At 41.2% G+C, this 17,763-nt stretch carries 15 protein-coding genes; 2 read left to right on the forward strand and 13 right to left on the reverse strand.

Translation table 11 applies throughout. The features are described from left to right. The first annotated feature begins 24 nt into the window (after positions 1-24). A complete protein-coding gene (locus FTV08_RS12350) occupies positions 25-573 on the forward strand; it encodes an NUDIX hydrolase (RefSeq protein ID WP_161785319.1) in 549 nt (182 codons plus the stop codon). 59 nt (positions 574-632) lie between these two features. Here the strand turns inward: FTV08_RS12350 and FTV08_RS12355 are convergent, their stop codons facing one another. From FTV08_RS12355 to FTV08_RS12380, 6 genes are all read right to left on the reverse strand, one after another. Beyond that, entirely contained in the window at positions 633-2,564 is a 1,932-nt protein-coding gene (locus FTV08_RS12355; protein ID WP_180087430.1) for a hypothetical protein, read from the reverse strand. Between the two features lie 22 nt (positions 2,565-2,586). Next, positions 2,587-3,789, reverse strand: a complete 1,203-nt coding sequence (gene filE / locus FTV08_RS12360; RefSeq protein ID WP_180087431.1) for a putative pilus assembly protein FilE — start codon at positions 3,787-3,789, stop codon at positions 2,587-2,589. 7 nt (positions 3,790-3,796) lie between these two features. Next, positions 3,797-5,461, reverse strand: coding sequence for an OmpP1/FadL family transporter (locus FTV08_RS12365; RefSeq protein WP_004279160.1), 1,665 nt, complete (start codon positions 5,459-5,461; stop codon positions 3,797-3,799). A 12-nt stretch (positions 5,462-5,473) separates the two neighbouring features. Next, positions 5,474-6,679, reverse strand: coding sequence for a hypothetical protein (locus FTV08_RS12370; RefSeq protein ID WP_039901948.1), 1,206 nt, complete (start codon positions 6,677-6,679; stop codon positions 5,474-5,476). 34 nt (positions 6,680-6,713) lie between these two features. Beyond that, on the reverse strand, positions 6,714-7,547 hold the full coding sequence (locus tag FTV08_RS12375) for a C39 family peptidase (RefSeq protein ID WP_005247186.1): 834 nt from the start codon (positions 7,545-7,547) through the stop codon (positions 6,714-6,716). A 188-nt stretch (positions 7,548-7,735) separates the two neighbouring features. Further along, positions 7,736-8,785 (reverse strand): DUF6160 family protein, encoded by a 1,050-nt coding sequence (locus FTV08_RS12380; protein WP_005251002.1) that lies wholly within the window; start codon positions 8,783-8,785, stop codon positions 7,736-7,738. Positions 8,786-9,044: 259 nt separating this feature from the next. Here FTV08_RS12380 and FTV08_RS12385 point away from each other — a divergent pair, with 259 nt between their 5' ends. Further along, entirely contained in the window at positions 9,045-10,376 is a 1,332-nt protein-coding gene (locus FTV08_RS12385; RefSeq protein WP_180087432.1) for an anthranilate synthase component I family protein, read from the forward strand. Positions 10,377-10,485: 109 nt separating this feature from the next. Here the strand turns inward: FTV08_RS12385 and hisC are convergent, their stop codons facing one another. From hisC to FTV08_RS12420, 7 genes are all read right to left on the reverse strand, one after another. After that, complete coding sequence (hisC, locus tag FTV08_RS12390; RefSeq protein WP_005251000.1) at positions 10,486-11,574, reverse strand: histidinol-phosphate transaminase; 1,089 nt, start codon at positions 11,572-11,574, stop codon at positions 10,486-10,488. Positions 11,575-11,722: 148 nt separating this feature from the next. Then, entirely contained in the window at positions 11,723-13,027 is a 1,305-nt protein-coding gene (hisD, locus tag FTV08_RS12395; protein ID WP_005250997.1) for a histidinol dehydrogenase, read from the reverse strand. Between the two features lie 186 nt (positions 13,028-13,213). After that, the gene (gene hisG / locus FTV08_RS12400; RefSeq protein WP_004646025.1) at positions 13,214-13,915 is read right to left on the reverse strand and encodes an ATP phosphoribosyltransferase; all 702 of its coding nucleotides are present in this window, start codon (positions 13,913-13,915) and stop codon (positions 13,214-13,216) included. Next, on the reverse strand, positions 13,915-15,171 hold the full coding sequence (gene murA / locus FTV08_RS12405; RefSeq protein ID WP_005250995.1) for a UDP-N-acetylglucosamine 1-carboxyvinyltransferase: 1,257 nt from the start codon (positions 15,169-15,171) through the stop codon (positions 13,915-13,917). Before murA ends, hisG begins: the two co-directional genes overlap by 1 nt. Positions 15,172-15,178: 7 nt before the next feature. Then, entirely contained in the window at positions 15,179-15,430 is a 252-nt protein-coding gene (ibaG, locus tag FTV08_RS12410) for a BolA family iron metabolism protein IbaG (protein WP_004730742.1), read from the reverse strand. Between the two features lie 133 nt (positions 15,431-15,563). Continuing rightward, the gene (gene hpf, locus FTV08_RS12415; RefSeq protein ID WP_004730744.1) at positions 15,564-15,896 is read right to left on the reverse strand and encodes a ribosome hibernation-promoting factor, HPF/YfiA family; all 333 of its coding nucleotides are present in this window, start codon (positions 15,894-15,896) and stop codon (positions 15,564-15,566) included. 184 nt (positions 15,897-16,080) lie between these two features. Next, entirely contained in the window at positions 16,081-17,532 is a 1,452-nt protein-coding gene (locus FTV08_RS12420; protein WP_180087433.1) for an RNA polymerase factor sigma-54, read from the reverse strand. Positions 17,533-17,763 lie beyond the last annotated feature (231 nt).

The raw sequence follows: 17,763 nt of genomic DNA on the forward strand, positions 1-17,763 counted from the left end.
ATACTTTTATCATTGATGATGAATATGAACTTCTGTGTGAATTGTGGACATAAAACCACTGCTAAAATTCCTTTGGGCGATCAGCAAATTCGCAGCGTATGTGATTCATGCGGCTCTATTCATTACATTAATCCGAAAGTAATTTGTGGCGCTTTAGTCTTATTCGAAAACAAAGTACTGTTGTGCCGTCGTGCCATTGAACCACGCTATGGCTTATGGACTTTACCTGCCGGCTATATGGAACTGTTTGAAACCATGGAGCAAGGGGCTGCCCGGGAAACCCGCGAAGAAGCCGAAGCTGAAGTAGACATTGAACAGCTTTACTGTATGTATAACATTCCGCGTATTGGTCAAATTTATGTGTTGTTTAAAGCCAATCTGATTGATGGAAAATTTGGTGCGGGTGAAGAAACCATCGAAACGCGTTTATTTGATGAAGCAGATATCCCCTGGACTGAACTAGCCTTCCCGAGTGTAGAACATACCCTCAGACATTATTTTGAAGACCGTAAAAATAATATTTTTCCAATGCATCTGGAAACCTTAGGCACGCGTCTAGACCATACCGGTTAAATCTAATAGGCATAAAAAAATCCCATACTAAGATGGGATTTTTTTATTTTTAAAGAATATTATTTGGCTTTGACTTGATAGCAATCCGCAAGCTTAAACTCAACCGAACCACCGTTTAATTTTGCTAGGCTAATATCTGCCGGTGTTTCACCCTCATTGTTATTATTATAAACTTTTTGAAAACTCGCATAGGTATTGGCCCATTGTACCCCATCCCCTGCCGAATTCAGGAAAGTTACACGCCCATTCTGGCCGACATTAGTATCCAACACATTAGACAAATTGAGCAGCGCACCACCGATCACAATCGAATCCCTAGAATCCGGTGAAGACTGGATGCGTGAATCTACCCCTACCAATGCGCCATTAATATTACCAAACTTTTCATTGGCCAGAATCAGACGCATGGAAACCGCTTTATCAGCCACAAATGCACGGCCCAAAGTCCCGAGGCGATATTGTTGTATGCTTTGATGATCTAAGAGCGTATCTGCCAACACATCACCCTTACAGCCATTCACCGGATCAGTCGCGAAATTGCTGGAAGATTGCATATTGGTGCGTACATCACCATTACTGTCAATTACGATTCCCAAAGTAATTGGATTAACAGTGGTATCTGTAAATTTAAATTCCAGATTGGCATACATTGGGAAGATATATTTCTCCCCATCTGCGACGTTCTGCGCTGTTTTAAAAACCTGACGATCCAGATAACTAATCGGGAAAATCTTATATAGATCAACGCTTCCCGTATAGTTTTCACCATCGGCCTGCAAACGCCACAACCCCAAGTTGGCTTGATCGGAAGTATCCAGCGATTTTTTGTCAGTCACCACCTTATAGAAAGCTTCTTTACCCGCGATCACATAATCATTCAATAATCTGCCTTGATACAACTCAAGCGGAGTCGCATTATTTGCAACATTCAAGCGGTAAGGCGTGTTAATGGTTTTACTGGTTGGATGAATCCATGAACTTTGTGGATCAGCGGTCATTTGTACCGGTTTCACCTTACGGATGAGTTGAGCATTAATCCCCCCTAAGGAAGATAAATTTTCTTTAGCCAGAATTAACTCATTATCACGCCATTGTAAGCCGCTGCCAAAGGTATAGCCCTGGCGATCGGTAATCAGCATAAAATGGCCAAATAAATATTTATTATTCTTATTCTTAATATCACAAGGACTTTGATTACAGCCCACCAGTCCATCTGAACCCGTCAGGTTACTACCAATTACGTCTGAAGTTGAGAATAATGAAAATTCTGGCTGATACACGGCTGCGTTAGCAATCGTCACCAGTTTTTTAACGGTGGCAAAAGCCACCTCATCCGAAATTATGCTGATATCAACAAAATCTTTAATTTTGGTCGCCAAATCGGCATCCATCAGATTGATATTCTCACTGGTTTTCGCCAGGTCTTTACGCATCTCTTCAGTAATATACAAAGGTTGTACATCAGATGGATTAATAATACGCCCTTCTTCTAGCGCCAAAGCTTGCAGAATTTTAACCAGACGCATGGCCACCTGAACGGTAGGATCATTAGGCACCAAATCACCTACCGGACGTCGAGTAATCCCAGTTGCAATATCGATTACGCTTAAACGCGGCAGCTGGGTCTGGGCACTAAAACTGGCATAGTCGCTGAGTTTAATTTGACCTAAATTAATCTTGCGCGAAGCAAAACTTTGAATATAAAACTCAATATTATCCGTCTTTTGACAGGTTCCAGAAGCAACCCCATTTTTACTATCAAATAACGTAATAAAGGTATTTTCTGTATCGCTACTACAGTTAAAGTTCAAACCATCGAGCGGATATTCCAGCCCCCATTCCACACAGTTAGTTGTACCTGGGGTACAAGTACCATTAGTCGTGGCTTCATCGTTTTTTTCTGGAATGACATTGGCACTTTCCCCACCACACCCGCTCAGTGCCGTTAAAAGTGTGGTTAAAGCAAATGGAAATAATATTTTATTTTTCATATTTTTTGTACTCGAATAGTCCTTATCGAATGGCGACTAATTTTAGTTGTCCATGATTTGTCAGCATCTTGTCTTCAATATCTATCGCAGAGGCCAAAGGCGTCAATAATATATATTCACTTTGAGCAGGAATCTGGAGAACACCTTCGATACGCTCATGTTGAATAATATTCGCCTGACCTTCCTGATTTTTAAAACCGCCCGCTCCTTCAAGCACACAGCCACGACTGTCTAAAAACACAACAAAAGGCCAATAATACGTTGGATTTTTCTGGCTAGAAGCATAAGAGTTGATCTGAATATTCTGGATATCGGATTGAAGCTTTACCACTTCAAAATCAAATTCGTCTGCTTTAAGAGGTACGCGAGGCCACAGGTTAACTGCTTTTTTAAGGCTGATTTCTTTCGCTTTTTTAATTTTCTTATCATTAAAACACTGCTTGCCCAAGCTATCAATGGTCTCCGACTGTGAAATACGATAATAACTTTGAGCCAGTACCACAGGACCGGAATCTACTTCTGGCGTTTGAAACAAGGATTTTAATACGGATTGTCCCACCCCTTTTTCACGTTCAATTGTCTGGATCTGGGTAGTTCCGATATTTTTATCCACGACTCCTTCGGGCATGCTATAGAAACGTTTTTTGCCTTCCAAATTAAATTCTTTATTTTCCAGATACTCACTATCCACATATTCAATGCCTTCAACCTGGCTAAATCCCGGCTTTTGTATGGTAGCAACAGAAGATCCAACTCCAGCATCAGGAATTTGAATAGTTTGAGATCCAAGTATTAATTGTGGTTTAGACTGAATCTTTTCTTGCGCAATATGCGGTTGTACTGGTTGTACTGGTTGTACTGGTTGTACTGGTTGTACTGGTTGTACTGGTTGTACTGGTTGTACTGGTTGTACTGGTTGTACTGGTTGTACTGGTTGTACAACCATATTATGGTCATGCTTAGGTTTAACTTGCCTATTTTCTACGACGGGCAATTTTTCTATGTTTTGTCTTACAGGTATAGGCTGAACTGCTGCAGCTCCTACTTTTTTCGACAATCGATATTTTTCCTCAGTTTTTTTCTCTGCATTATTACGTGGTACGACTAATGGTCGCCCATCCGGACCAATAATCGTAATAAATTCTTTAGCGCTTGTATAAAAAGACAAGGGGACCAGACTTAATACCAGTACCGTTGTCAATCCTACTTTCCCTGTCTTGATCATTTCTTCCTTACCAACGCGTGCGATAATTCAAACCTAAAATTGTAATTTTGGTATCTGTTTTTACGTTTAAACCTGCATATGGGTTTAATAACAGGTTATTTACCCCGGTCTGGTTGGCTAAACTACTGGTATTTGCTGGAATCTGATCTTTGCTACGCAAGAAACCAATTGATAGATCCAGATCAGTGTCTGCATCAAAACGGTAACCCACACCTAAACCAAATAACTGTGCACCATTGATCGGTACCATGGTATTACGCTTATTTTTTGGAATAGCACTGGTCCGTGGTTCATAACCTGCCCGAAGCTTCAAACGGTCTGTAGCGGAATATTCCATCCCGATACCAAAGTTCCACGGCGATTCAAATCCCATCGGTAAAGCCAAGGTTGAGTCAGTAACATTGGCAGACAAAATTTTGGCAATTTTTAGGGCTGAAATGGTACGATCAAATTCGAATTTAAATTCGTCCCAGACCTTGTAATCTGTCCAGCCAATATCAAAATTCACTTGCAAATCTGGCATCACTTTATATTTGATACCTGCCTGAAAATGCGCCGGATATTCAAAATCCTGCGACACCAGACCAGATTCACTCGATGGTATGTAATTAGGAAATCCAAGAATTGCAGCCAGAATCTGGCCGGTCGGTGAGGTCATTAAACCTTTAATCATTTCCTGAGGAGCTTTGGCATTATCAATATGATATTTACCTTTTAAGCGCATTTTTGCAGCACTTTGGTACACCATACCAAAACTAAAGTCTTCGCGCGGTTCCCACAATATTCCCAGGTTATAACTTGGGCTTAAGTTCTGCTCAAGCTCCAGTTGCATTTGACCAAACTTGCCAAATGGGTTCATCCCCTCATCCGCATTACAGATCCCGAGCAAAAGAATATCTGTAATAATGTCGGAATTTTCTTTAAACGGCGTACACACGACTTCGTCGATCATACGCAACATCCCAATCAACTCATTCGGGAAACGCAAGTCCGTTTTCATCCCGATGGCTTGATAAGACATCCCGATAGAAGCACCAATCGACAGTTGGTCATTGACCTCATAACCGATGGATGGTGACAGATAGGTAATCCGCTCTAAAGCAACCTGCTGTCCCATAAAGTTTGCCGGGTTCCCATCTTCATGACCAAAACCTGCCATGAGAGGAGCATAAACAGCAGTCGCATAAGTGGCTTTCGATCCAGGGGGATTGTATGCGATCCCCATCGTGGGTGCAGTCAAAGGAAGACCTTCGCCTAAATCCACCATTTTTTTCAGAAAAGGAACATACAGGCTGACATATTCCACATCGCCTTTGACTGGGCCTTTAAAATCGGTACACAAATCAGATGAAACTTCAGGACCGTCATTACAGACAATAGGATCATCAGAATAGCCAAATACGTTATATCCGGCCGGTACTGAAAACTCACGCTGGATATCAAAATTAGCCACAATGATTTGCTGTTCGGTTTGCAGACCATCAATTTTAGTCAGTGCAGCCGGGTTAAAGTGGATGGCATTGACCCCTGGAGGATCTGCGGTGACGGCATTCCCCATGGATAGTGCACGTAAATCAACTGAAAGGTTGGTTCCCAATTGTGCAAAGGTATAACTTGAACAGCCCGCAAGAATAATTCCTGTTAATAACGGGCTAAGTCGAATGTTTTTCATACGACACCCCTATTAACTGATTTTTTTACCAAAACCTAAAATATCAAGTGGGAATGATAATCCCAACGAAACATCCGGTGCATCTTCGGTCAGCCCTAAGCCAACGGTACCATTAACAATGGTTTCTGGAGAAACTCGCACCCCTAAGGAAATTGCAAAGGTAGAACTGGTCTGATCTGCAGCAGAATAACTTTCACCAGTGTTATAGTTAAATTCCGCACCAGTATTAAAGCTTTGCTGATAGGACATGGTCATCGAAACATCATAGTTAAATGAATATGCGAAACCAAAGGCAAAGCCTCCACTAACACCAGGTTCAAACTCCTCAATAATCCGGCTACCTCGACGCTGATTCAGGCCCGATTCTTTAAAACCATAGTTCGCAGAAACGGATGCAAACAATACAACTGGGTCAATGTATTTACGTGTACTAGCACCCACTCCAGCAGAGTAATAGCCCTTTCCTGCTGCCAGATCTGTCGCAGCATTAATTTCATAAGGACTGTCACCCGTTTTGGTCGACAAATTTGCAAATAAAATCAGAGGCAGACGACCCGCTTTTAGTGGAAAGGGTTCCCAGCGAGCGCCCAAACTAATATCGCCCAAACCTGCAGTAGACGTATCTTTTAACAAGTCAGTTTTGGCCACTAAAGGTAGAGATGCAGTCAAGGTCAGGTTATCTTTCACACCATATTGGAAAGTAAAAGTATTAGTCATACTATGTGTTGCATTTTCTTGAACACGTAGTTGATACAATTGGCCCTGAGCCATTTCAATATCGAGTTGAGTGTCTCGATAATAGGTATAATCAATATCGTAATATGATGAAATTTCACCTTGTTTTATCAGAGAGTATTGGCGTTCATTTGACGTAAATACTTCTTCCAGGTTAGCTGCCTGAGTAGCATCTCCTTCTTGTTGCTGTAAAGCTTGAGATGCATCTACTACCTGGCCAGCCTGAGTCTCTACAGGTGCTGCTGTTTCCACGGCAGCCTCTTCAACTGCTTCATATCCACCTAGTTCCGATTCTTCTGCAGTCTGCGTTTCGACCTGCCCGGTTTGAGCCGGTACAGATGCAGCAGTTTCAACAACAACTTCTTCATCAACCGTTTCGTATTCACCTAGTGCTGGTTCTTCTGCAGCAAATGCAACGCCCATTACCATTTGAATGCTCAGTGCCAAGAACGTCTTGTTCATCCATTTACTGTTCATATCCATTTCACCATTTTAATTTTTATTACTGTTTTTCGTTTTATTTATTCTTGTAATACAGTCTCAGGAAGTTATGTTGATATTCCCCAAATTGTTCTGACTCTGTATTACGATTACGGTCCATACGGATCGTAGAAGCTTTATCAGCAATTTTGTCCATATAAAATTGTGGATACTGCATGTCAACCAAGGCATAGCGATTAATCGTAGCATCTTCTACATGACGCATATCTGATTCTTTTAATACTAGAAAATTTTTGCGATATTGCTCAGGTACATTAATCAGGAACAAAGTGTTATTTTCCCAAATATCCTGAAAACGCCGTTCCTCAAAACTGATATTACCAAGTGCCGGATCTGCAACATAAACCCGGCCATTTTTATAACCTTTATAAACTACAAAATGCTTAAATCCCGCATAAGAAATCGGAACAATGGCAGGCTGATCTTGATTGACTAAATCTTTGAACTCTCCTCGATATCCTCCACTTTCCAATCCTAAGGCTGAAACGAAGCGCTTCATATCAAGCAGAGAAAAACTACGGCGTTCAACAATTTTATCCGTTTCACCGAATTTCATTAGCCCACTCATGACTTGCTGCTCATCCAGCTGCGTACCGACATAACCATTGAGGAGGGTCGTCAGTGCTGCTGAACCACAACTATAATCATAAGCTTGACGTACAATGCCCTGAAATTGATCCAGAAGTGCCGGTTTTACTTCCACAGCTTCACGGTGCATACGTACAAAAGAGTCATTTCTTGAATCAAGAACTTCAGTATAGTGAACAGCACCATTCGGCTGTTTTTTGATATCCAGAGCTTCTTTGGCAGCGTAATACATCAATGCCGAGCCCAACGCGATCTCTAACATAATTATTAACTTTTCTTATAATGGGCATGATGTGCCTATTTTTCTTTTTATAGAGCATTCACTCTACTTCCCTGTAACTAGAAAGATACCTGTTTTTTCAAAAAAATACAGTATTTTTTTTATTTTTTAGATAAGTGATATAGTCATAAAAAAGCGCGTGTAAACACGCGCTTTTTTTAAAATAAAGATTAGTGACCTGAAATAGTAATAATTGCGCCTTTTGTATAACTACCCTGAGCTTGAGAGTAGAATGTTTGTAAGCCTTGAACTTCCATATCACCAATTGATGATCTTGCTTCACGGTTACCTAAATGAATACCTTTAATGTATTGGTCTTTCGCCCCAGTATCATTACTTACAATACGAACATGCGCTGCCTTACCTAACTGAGCTGTAGTACCTACATAAGCATCGTTATATACAGAAATATTCTGGCTAATGGTTAAATCATTAGAATCCGCATCTGCAATTTTGATACTTTCAACAAAAATCTCACCGGCTTCACGTGTAGTCACTGGAGTCGTACCTACAAGCCCCACTGCTTTATTTTTAGACGAGTTATCTAAAATACCTAGGTTTTTAATTTCTAGACCACCTGCCATTACACTATTCATCTTGATCATAGCGCCTTGTGGAGCAGCACCCAGTTGAATATTGGCATTTATCACACCAGTTTTAACGTCAAAACCACTAATGATGTCGTTTACAACACCGGCACCACCTCGACGAATCGAATCCGGATCATCTGCACCAGATGCAGTTACACCAATTCGGCCAACTTTGATATCTAGACCCGATACTTGTGCAGCAACATTAATGAAAGGATTACCAGCCCCAGCATCTGAATCAATTACCAAGTCAGCAAGGTTACGGGATGCAAGTAAATAGGCACCATTATTGTCATAATTGGCACCGATTACTACACCATGCGTTGCAGTAGTAGGATCAGCAAGAGCAGCAGCATCAGGTGCTGTATCAGTCTTACCACGGATTACGATCGCACCTGCTGTAGAAGTACCTCCGAAACCCGCCTCATTTGCAACACCTTTAGGTGCCAAACCGTCGTTATCATGGATAAATAATTTTTCAATAGCAATTTTCGAGATGCCGATACCAATTGTCAAACCGTCTTGACCCGTTGTTTCGCTTAGAGATGCATCATCCATTGCTTGCATCGCCATCGCATTGGCACTAAATGCAACTGAAGTCGCTAAAACTAATTTTGTAAATTTTTTCATTGTTTACTCTCCCAAGAGTACTATTTTTTTTGGTTGTGAATTACTCAGTGTTTAGGCTGTATTTTTTATTTTCTGACAGCTTAAGCATCTTTCCTTGAGTAATTTGCTAGCCCACTTAAATTAGCGTCGAGTCAAATTTTGATCAACTGTTGTTGGTCGCAATCTGTCGCTTACCGATAAACGGTATTTCATGATTTAAAAATATTTTCCTGGCTTCTTGATATAAAATAGTAAGTCATATCGAACTCTCCATAACTGAATGACCGAAGCTCTCTATCATCGTCCCTTAAAGTTTGAATCACGTCTGGTTACAGATCTATTATCCGCATTGAAGACATTGAATCATCTGGTGTATTTAAATAATAATGGTCGGCCTTTTATTGCCTGCTGCGCTCAAGAATATTTTGTTGCGCAAACATCACAAATTCAGTCTTTTAAAAGAACAGGGATTGAACAATACCAATCCAGCCCATCTGAGTTTAATTTAGCAATCAATGTATTAAAAACTCCTCAAGAGCATGGCTTTCGTGGAGGCTATGTTGGTTTTATCGGCTACGATTATGCCGCTCAACAATATATTCAGTATCCAGACCGTCCTCAACCTGGTTTATTTATTGGTCAATTTCCTTCCTACATTAAACCAACCCCTGATGGCTGGATGTTCTATAGTGATGATCCACAGGCAGAACAGATTTTCAATTATATTCAGAACTTACTTAAGCAAAATAAAATTCAATCGAAATTTCACTTAAAAAATCCTTGTATCTCACGCTGGACTAAATCTGTTTATACTCAGGCTTTTCAGAAAATTCAGGACTATATTGTTGCAGGTGACTGCTATCAGATTAATCTGACCCAAGAGTTTAAAGGTCGTGCCCAAGGCTCCCTCTTAGCAACTGCCCAAGCATTCTGGACATTAACCGAAGCGCCCTATGCCGGTTATTTGCGTATTGGTGATTTTGAATTACTCAGTTGCTCACCCGAGTTATTTATTGACTTTGAAAAAAATCGGAAAATTATCACTAAACCAATTAAAGGCACCATGCCACGCTATACAGATCCCGTGCTGGATGAACAATCTAAACAAATCTTAAAAGCATCGGAAAAAGATCAAGCAGAAAATGTCATGATTGTGGATTTATTACGTAATGATTTAAGTATTTATGCGGAAACAGGCTCGGTTAAAACACCCAAATTATTTAATATCGAAAGTTTTAATCAAGTGCATCATATGGTGAGCGAAGTTGAAGCGACCCTAAAAGCAGATATCAATCCTTTCGAGGTGTTAATGTCAGCCCTACCAGGTGGCTCAATTACGGGTGCACCTAAAATTCGTGCCATGCAGATTATTGCTGAACTGGAAGGTGCAGCACGTGGGGCTTATTGTGGATCAATGGGTTATTTTAATTTTGATGGTACCGGTTCCTGGAACATTCTGATTCGTTCCATCCAAAAATATCAAGAAGATGTTTCTTTATGGGCGGGTGGTGGTATTACCATTTCTTCGGATTGTGAGGCAGAATATCAAGAATGTTTTGATAAAGTTTCAGCGATGCTGGATCTGTTAAATACGTGGTATCAGCCTAAATAAATAAAAAGCGAATCATTTGACTCGCTTTTTTCTACAAATCCACCCTAACCCTCCTTTAGTAAAGGAGGGAAATCCTCCCTTTTCAAAGGGAGGCTAAGAGGGATTTTAATCACACCAAAATCTCATTTTTTAGTGTATCGACTAAACGCTGATTTTGCTCATCTGTACCAATGGTAATTCTTAAGAACTGGTTAATACGTGGCTTGTTAAAATAACGCACGATAATGCCACGTTCACGTAGTTCGCTGGCCAACTTACCTGCATCCTTAGATGGCAATGAGGCAAAAATAAAGTTGGCACTCGATGGTAAAACTTTAAAACCAAGCTCATTTAATTGGGACACCAACTTTTCACGACTCGTAATCACTTTTGCATTTTGTGCTTCAAAGTAGGCTTGATCTTCAAATGAAGCGACCGCTGCAGCAATCGCAAAACGGTCCATCGGATAAGAGTTAAAGCTATTTTTGACTGCTTCCAGTGCTGCAATTAAATGGGACTGAGCAATCGCAAAACCAACACGCAAACCCGCAAGAGAACGTGACTTCGATGTGGTTTGACATACAACTAAATTCTCATATTTCTCAACCAGCTTAACTGCTGATTCAGCACCAAAATCCACATAGGCTTCATCAATCACCACCACTGAATCCGGATTGGCTTGCAGAATTTCTTCAATCGCAGCCAAACCTAGATCAATACTGGTCGGCGCATTAGGATTAGTAATAATAATGCCGCCATTAGCTTGTTTATAGTCATCCACAACAATTTCAAAGTCATCATTCAATGGTAAGATTTTGGTTTTGACGCCAAAAAACTGACTATAAACCGGATAGAAACTATAGGTAATATCTGGATAAAGCAGAGGCTGTTTTTGAACAAAAAAAGCCTTAAAGATATGTGCCAAGACTTCGTCTGAGCCATTGCCGACAAAGACAGTGTCTACAGGTACATTTTGCTGTTTAGCGATCGCCTGTTTCAACTCTGATGCATCCGGGTCAGGATACAGACGCAAAACATCCGCCGAATTCGCAAGTACCTTTTGAACCGCTTCTACCACTTTGGGTGATGGTGGATACGGATTTTCATTGGTATTAAGTTTTAAAATATTCTGGATTTTTGGTTGTTCGCCTGGGGTATACGGTTCTAATTCACGTACTTCAGGACTCCAAAAACGCATTTGTTCTGTTGTGATATTCATTTTATATTCTCTTTAAACCCTCTCCTAACCTCTCCCTGAGCCATATATGGCGCAAGAGAGGAATTTTCATTAATAAAGACACAAGATTTTTGTGGTTTAAATTCTCCTCGCCTTTTAGGAGAGGGTCAGGGAGAGGTTGTAATGCTATTTATGATTGATAACGATAACGTGCTGACTGTGCATGTGCATCCAAGTTCTCTTGTTGCGCCAAGATATCCGCAGTTTTTGCTAAAGTTTTTACACCTTCTTGTGAGCACATGATCAAACTTGAACGCTTCTGGAAATCATAGACACCAAGTGGCGATGAAAAACGCGCAGTACCTGAAGTTGGCAAGACATGGTTTGGCCCGGCACAGTAATCACCAATGGCTTCAGGCGTATAACGACCCATAAAGATTGCACCTGCATGACGAATGCTATCAGACATTGCTTCTGCATCATCTAAACATAACATCAAATGCTCAGGCGCTACCTGATTAATCAAATCTGACGCTTCTTGACGGTCTTTTACCAAGACTAAAGCACCACGATTGGCAATCGAAGTACGGGCAATTTCTGCCTTTGGCAATATTGCCAGGTGCATTTCAATCGCCTGTTCAACCTCATTCAGCAACTGTTCATCTGGTGTGATGAAAATGGCTTGTGCCACAGTGTCATGTTCAGCTTGCGAAAGTAAATCCATCGCCAACCATTCAGCATTATTTTGGCCTTCGGCATACACCAGAATTTCAGAAGGTCCTGCAATCATGTCGATACCGACCTGACCAAACACCGCACGTTTTGCCGCAGCAACAAAACGGTTGCCTGGGCCGGTAATTTTATCGACCGGTGGGACCGTTTCTGTACCGTAAGCTAATGCCGCAACCGCTTGTGCGCCACCAATCGTGAAGACACGTGTCACACCTGCCAGATAGGCAGCCGCCAGTACCAATGGATTTAAATCACCATTCGGTGCAGGTACCACCATAATAATTTCAGGAACTCCCGCTACATGAGCAGGCACAGCATTCATCAATACTGAAGATGGATAAGAAGCCAGACCACCCGGCACATAAATCCCAACACGATCCAGTGGAGTGACTTTCTGACCAAGCGTATTTCCTAAAGCATCGACATAGGTCCAGCCGTCCTGTTTTTGTGCCTGGTGAAACTCGCGCACGCGTGCTGCAGCAAGCTCTAAAGCTTCGCGCACTTCAGTCGTCAAACCCTCGAAGGCAGCTTGCAGTTGCTCTTGGCTTAACTCTAAATCTGAAAATTGATGCGCCGGATGTCGATCGAACTGTTGAGTGAGTTTAAGAACTTGAGCATCACCATGCTGACGAACATCAGCAATAATTTGATCTACAGTTTTTAAAAGTTCAGGATCATTAACAGTTTCAAAAGCCAACAAGTCAGCAAATGCTTGCTTGAAGTTTTGATCTTGGGTCGATAAACGTCGCATCAATTTACCCATCAGGTTTGAATTCGAAGGCTTTAGTTTACCTGTTTTCCAGACTTTTGTCGGCAGCTATAGTGCTCTAGCCCTATGAGTTTTATTGGAAATAGCTTTTGGTAAAATTAATGAAAGAATTTACATCGTATTTATGTTCAATCGAATAAAAAAAACCGCCCTAAAAGGACGGTTTTTTATGCAACAAATTTAAGCCTGTTTGGCCTTTTCACGTTCTTCTACGGCTTTTTCAAGCTGTGCCAGAATCGGATTTAACAACGCTTGCTTACGCTTGAAGCTGGCTTTATTCACGATTAAACGCGAAGACACTTTGCAAATTTCTTCAAGTGGCTCCAGACCATTGGCACGCAAGGTATTACCTGTATCTACGACGTCAACAATGTAATCGCCCAGACCGACCAGTGGTGCAAGTTCCATGGAGCCATACAGCTTGATCACATCAACCTGCTCACCCAAGCTGGCATAGTATTGACGGGTCAAATTCACGTACTTGGTCGCAATTTTTAAGCGACCTTTAGGACGTTGCATCCCCACCTTACCGGCGGTCATCAATTTACATACCGCAATTTTCAGGTCCAATGGTTCATAGACATTTTGTGCACCATGTTCCATCAATACATCTTTACCGGCCACGCCAATATCGGCTGCACCATTTTCAACATAAGTCGGTACATCTGAAGCACGTAAAATTAAGATACGAACCTGTTTATGCGTGGTCGGGAAAATCAGTTTACGAGACTTATCAGGATCTTCTAAAAGATTAATCCCTGCTGTTTCTAGCAAAGGTAAAGTCTCTTTTAAGATACGCCCCTTACTTAATGCCAAAGTTAAACCATGATCAAAATTGCCCATTACGTCAAAGTTTGGATCATCGTTTCTCATATCGCTCATTAATTTACTCGCTTAATTTGGGCACCTAAACTTTGTAACTTTGCTTCTACATCTTCATAACCGCGGTCAATATGATAAATGCGGTCAATCAGCGTTTCACCTTCAGCGGCAAGTGCTGCCAGCACCAAAGAGAACGAAGCACGTAAATCTGTTGCCATTACGGGTGCGGCAGAAAGTTTTTCTACACCCGTTACCACAGCCTCATTACCTTCTACCTGAATATTGGCACCCATACGTGCCAATTCAGGAACATGCATGAAACGGTTTTCAAAAATCGTTTCAGAAATTGTCGCAAAGCCTTGAGCAATGGCATTCACAGCCATAATCTGGGCTTGCATATCGGTTGGAAATTCTGGATGTGGTAAGGTTTGGAAGCTGACAGCTTTCGGACGTTTACCCAGCATATCCAGTTCAATCCAGTCGTCACCACGGGTCACTTCTGCGCCCATTTCTTCAAACTTGTCCAGCACCGCTTCCATCAGGGACGGATCAGTATGCGTGGTTTTGATACGACCGCCAGTGATCGCTGCTGCTGCCAGATATGAACCGGTTTCAATCCGGTCAGCAACAACCGCATATTCACAGCCATGCAGACGTTCGACACCGGTCACAATTAAAGTATCGGTATCTAGACCTTCAATCTTGGCACCCATCTTGATCAGCATTTGCGCAAGATCAGTGATCTCAGGTTCACGTGCTGCATTGCGAATCGTGGTCACACCATCGGCCAACACGGCAGCCATCAGAATATTTTCTGTCCCACCCACAGTCACCATATCAAAGACAACTTCGCCACCTTTCAGGCGACCATCGACTTTGGCATGTACATAACCGGCTTCGACTTCAATCTCGGCGCCTAAAGCTTCTAAAGCTTTCAAATGCTGATCGACAGGACGGGAACCAATCGCACAACCGCCTGGTAAAGACACTTTTGCACTGCCATAGCGCGCCAATAATGGACCAAGCACCAAAATAGAAGCACGCATAGTTTTTACGAGCTCATACGGTGCGAACTGGTTATCTAATGTAGAAGTATCAGCAACAACCGTATCGCCTTCATAAGTCATGGTGATCCCAAGACCAGCAATCAGCTTCACCAACGTATTGACATCTTTTAGATTAGGAACATTTCTGAGCGTAATCGGGGTATCAGCAAGAATCATTGCTGCCAATAATGGAAGTGCTGCATTCTTTGCACCAGAAATGCGCACTTCACCTTCGAGCTTGATACCGCCCTGAATTAAAAATTTATCCATTAAATGATTAAGCTCCAAATAAGCTTGCTTTGCGCCATTCTTCTTTTGTCATCGCGCGAATCGTTACTGCGTGAACTGCACCACTGGCAATATGGGCATTGAGAGGAGCATAAACAGCTTGTTGGCGTGCAACTGGACGCTTACCTTCAAATTGATCATCCACAATACGGAGATCAAATTTTCCGCCCTGACCACTCACAGCAACATCCGCCTCTGGAAAAGCGGCTTCTAAAATTTCAGCGAGCTGTTCATTATTCATCACAAGACCTCTTATAGGACTAAGGGTGTAAAACGAGCCATTTTACTATAAATAGCAAAAATAATTCATGGATCCATACATTATATATATAAAAAAAAGAGGCTTTTAAAACCTCTTTTTCATCATTTGTCCTTTATAGAGCTAAAGGATGCTGCTGTAAATGCATTTCCCGGTATCGATCAATCTGCCGTTTCAATTTTTCGGTCAATATTTTAATTGAGGTATACATATCATCTGCGGTGGCGTGAGCAAAAAATTCAATGCCCGGTAATCGGATAATAGCCTCTGCGATATGATTACTACTGCCCTTTCTAGAGCGTTTATCAATTTGATGATCTTTCGAGAGTTTCACTTGCATACTATTCACCTGATCTAGGTGCTTCGTCATCTGTGAAAACTTGGTTTTTATACTTTCTTCAATAGCTGGCGTAATCGATAAATGATGTCCACGAATTGTTATTTGCATAGTTCTATCCCTCACCTTCGTTAGGATTAGAAGAGTCTCAATATAAAATAATTTAAATACAGTAACTTATAAATAAAATATCCGTATTTTAAGTCCTGAATCAAATCAATCTTACTGATCCTCAAAAGAAAAAAGATTCATTATGTTGTCATAATGAATCTCTAGAATAGCCAGATTTCAAATTTTAGATCAAGACTTTTCGCTCAGAAGATGAAGGAATATGTAACGATTCACGATATTTCGCCACCGTACGTCGTGCCACATCAATGCCTTCATCTTTTAACATATTGGCAATTGCATTATCAGACAGAGGCTTACGGGCATTTTCTTCGGAAATCAGTTTTTTGATTTTGGCACGAATAGCAGTAGAAGATGCTTCACCACCTGAAGTAGTCCCGACATGACTCGAGAAGAAATATTTCAACTCGAACAATCCACGTGGGGTCAGCATATATTTATTGGTGGTTACACGAGAAACTGTAGATTCATGCAATTCGACTTCTTCGGCAATATCTCTTAAAACCAGAGGTTTCATGCCTTCCGCCCCAATTTCCAAGAACATTTTTTGATGTTCTACAATACAAGTCGCGACTTTCAATAATGTTTTATGCCGTTCATCGATACTTTTGATAAAGTTCTTCGCTTCCAGTATCTGATTACGCAGGTACTGATTATCATCGCTTTGATCTGCACGACGAATCATTTTGGCATAAAAAGAATTGACGCGTAACTTTGGCAGTACATCCGAGTTTAAATTGACTTGCCAGCAGTTATTCTTTTTCATCACCACAACATCTGGCACCTGATAATCCGATTCCTTGTTTTCAAATTCCAGACCTGGATGCGGTTTTAAGGTTTTTAGCAAATCTACAGCACAGCGCAACTGTTCTGGATTTAAGCCAGTCTGTTTGATCAGCTTAGGAAGCTCATTGGTAATCAACAATTCATAATGTTGCAGAAGTTTGATCGCATCATTTCGGCAAGGGGTTGACGCAGGTAAATTATCAAGTTGAACCAATAGGCATTCTGCCAAGCTTCTAGAACCTACACCTACCGGATCCAAACGCTGGATATGCTTTAATACAACGGCAACCTCATCATCTTCAATTTCTTCTTCAGACCCCATAGAAGAGAGTAAATGTTGTACTGATGCAGTAATTTCACTCAACTCAGCATCTAAAAAACCTTTGTCGTCCAAAGAATCGACTATGCAATAAGCGATTAATTTATCAACCTGTGAAAAATTCAGCAGATTAATTTGTTCTAGCATATATTCTTGCAGGCTCTGATGCCCTTGACGATTATCTTCACGCTCTTCGAACTCGGCTGCCCCCAGACTTGTAGGTTGATGGGTATAGACATCATCCCAATCGGTATCTACAGGTAAGTCATCAGGCAGATGATCGGCATTAAGTTGATTAGTTAGATCTTGATTTTCATTATTTGACTCAATTGTAGATAAGCTTTCAAGGGTAATTTGCTCTTCAACTTTTTCTAATAGAGGATTACTATCAAGTTGCAACTGAACTTCTTGTTCCAATTCCAGACTTGAAAGTTGTAATAGCCGAATTGCCTGCTGTAATTGTGGAGTTAATGACAGCGAGTTCGCAATTTTTATACCCACTGATAATCTCATTGTTACCCCCTTAATAGAAAATCCCGTTTTATAAGCAATTTTTATGCCGTTTTATTTTTTATAACACAGATTTACCAAAAAACATACAAATTGGATTTTAAATTTCTAGAGCCTGTCATCAATTAGCTTGAGAAAATCTAACCTGTCCTCATTATTTTTTCATGACTAAACGCTATGCATTAAGAGATGATCAGTGGGAGCAGATTAAGGATCTGTTACCTGGACGAGCGA

The organism is Acinetobacter sp. YH12226, from assembly GCF_013417805.1.
Lineage (GTDB): Bacteria > Pseudomonadota > Gammaproteobacteria > Pseudomonadales > Moraxellaceae > Acinetobacter.

Excerpts from the sequence above, each read along its gene's own strand:
- ibaG (WP_004730742.1), bottom strand. The coding sequence starts at position 15,430 with ATGAATAATGAACAGCTCGCTGAAATTTTAGAAGCCGCTTTTCCAGAG.
- FTV08_RS12385 (WP_180087432.1), top strand. The coding sequence starts at position 9,045 with ATGACCGAAGCTCTCTATCATCGTCCCTTAAAGTTTGAATCACGTCTG.
- FTV08_RS12380 (WP_005251002.1), bottom strand. The coding sequence starts at position 8,785 with ATGAAAAAATTTACAAAATTAGTTTTAGCGACTTCAGTTGCATTTAGT.
- FTV08_RS12420 (WP_180087433.1), bottom strand. The coding sequence starts at position 17,532 with ATGAGATTATCAGTGGGTATAAAAATTGCGAACTCGCTGTCATTAACT.
- hpf (WP_004730744.1), bottom strand. The coding sequence starts at position 15,896 with ATGCAAATAACAATTCGTGGACATCATTTATCGATTACGCCAGCTATT.
- murA (WP_005250995.1), bottom strand. The coding sequence starts at position 15,171 with ATGGATAAATTTTTAATTCAGGGCGGTATCAAGCTCGAAGGTGAAGTG.
- FTV08_RS12365 (WP_004279160.1), bottom strand. The coding sequence starts at position 5,461 with ATGAAAAACATTCGACTTAGCCCGTTATTAACAGGAATTATTCTTGCG.
- FTV08_RS12350 (WP_161785319.1), top strand. The coding sequence starts at position 25 with ATGAACTTCTGTGTGAATTGTGGACATAAAACCACTGCTAAAATTCCT.
- hisC (WP_005251000.1), bottom strand. The coding sequence starts at position 11,574 with ATGAATATCACAACAGAACAAATGCGTTTTTGGAGTCCTGAAGTACGT.
- FTV08_RS12355 (WP_180087430.1), bottom strand. The coding sequence starts at position 2,564 with ATGAAAAATAAAATATTATTTCCATTTGCTTTAACCACACTTTTAACG.
- FTV08_RS12375 (WP_005247186.1), bottom strand. The coding sequence starts at position 7,547 with ATGTTAGAGATCGCGTTGGGCTCGGCATTGATGTATTACGCTGCCAAA.
- hisG (WP_004646025.1), bottom strand. The coding sequence starts at position 13,915 with ATGAGCGATATGAGAAACGATGATCCAAACTTTGACGTAATGGGCAAT.
- hisD (WP_005250997.1), bottom strand. The coding sequence starts at position 13,027 with ATGGGTAAATTGATGCGACGTTTATCGACCCAAGATCAAAACTTCAAG.
- FTV08_RS12370 (WP_039901948.1), bottom strand. The coding sequence starts at position 6,679 with ATGGATATGAACAGTAAATGGATGAACAAGACGTTCTTGGCACTGAGC.
- filE (WP_180087431.1), bottom strand. The coding sequence starts at position 3,789 with ATGATCAAGACAGGGAAAGTAGGATTGACAACGGTACTGGTATTAAGT.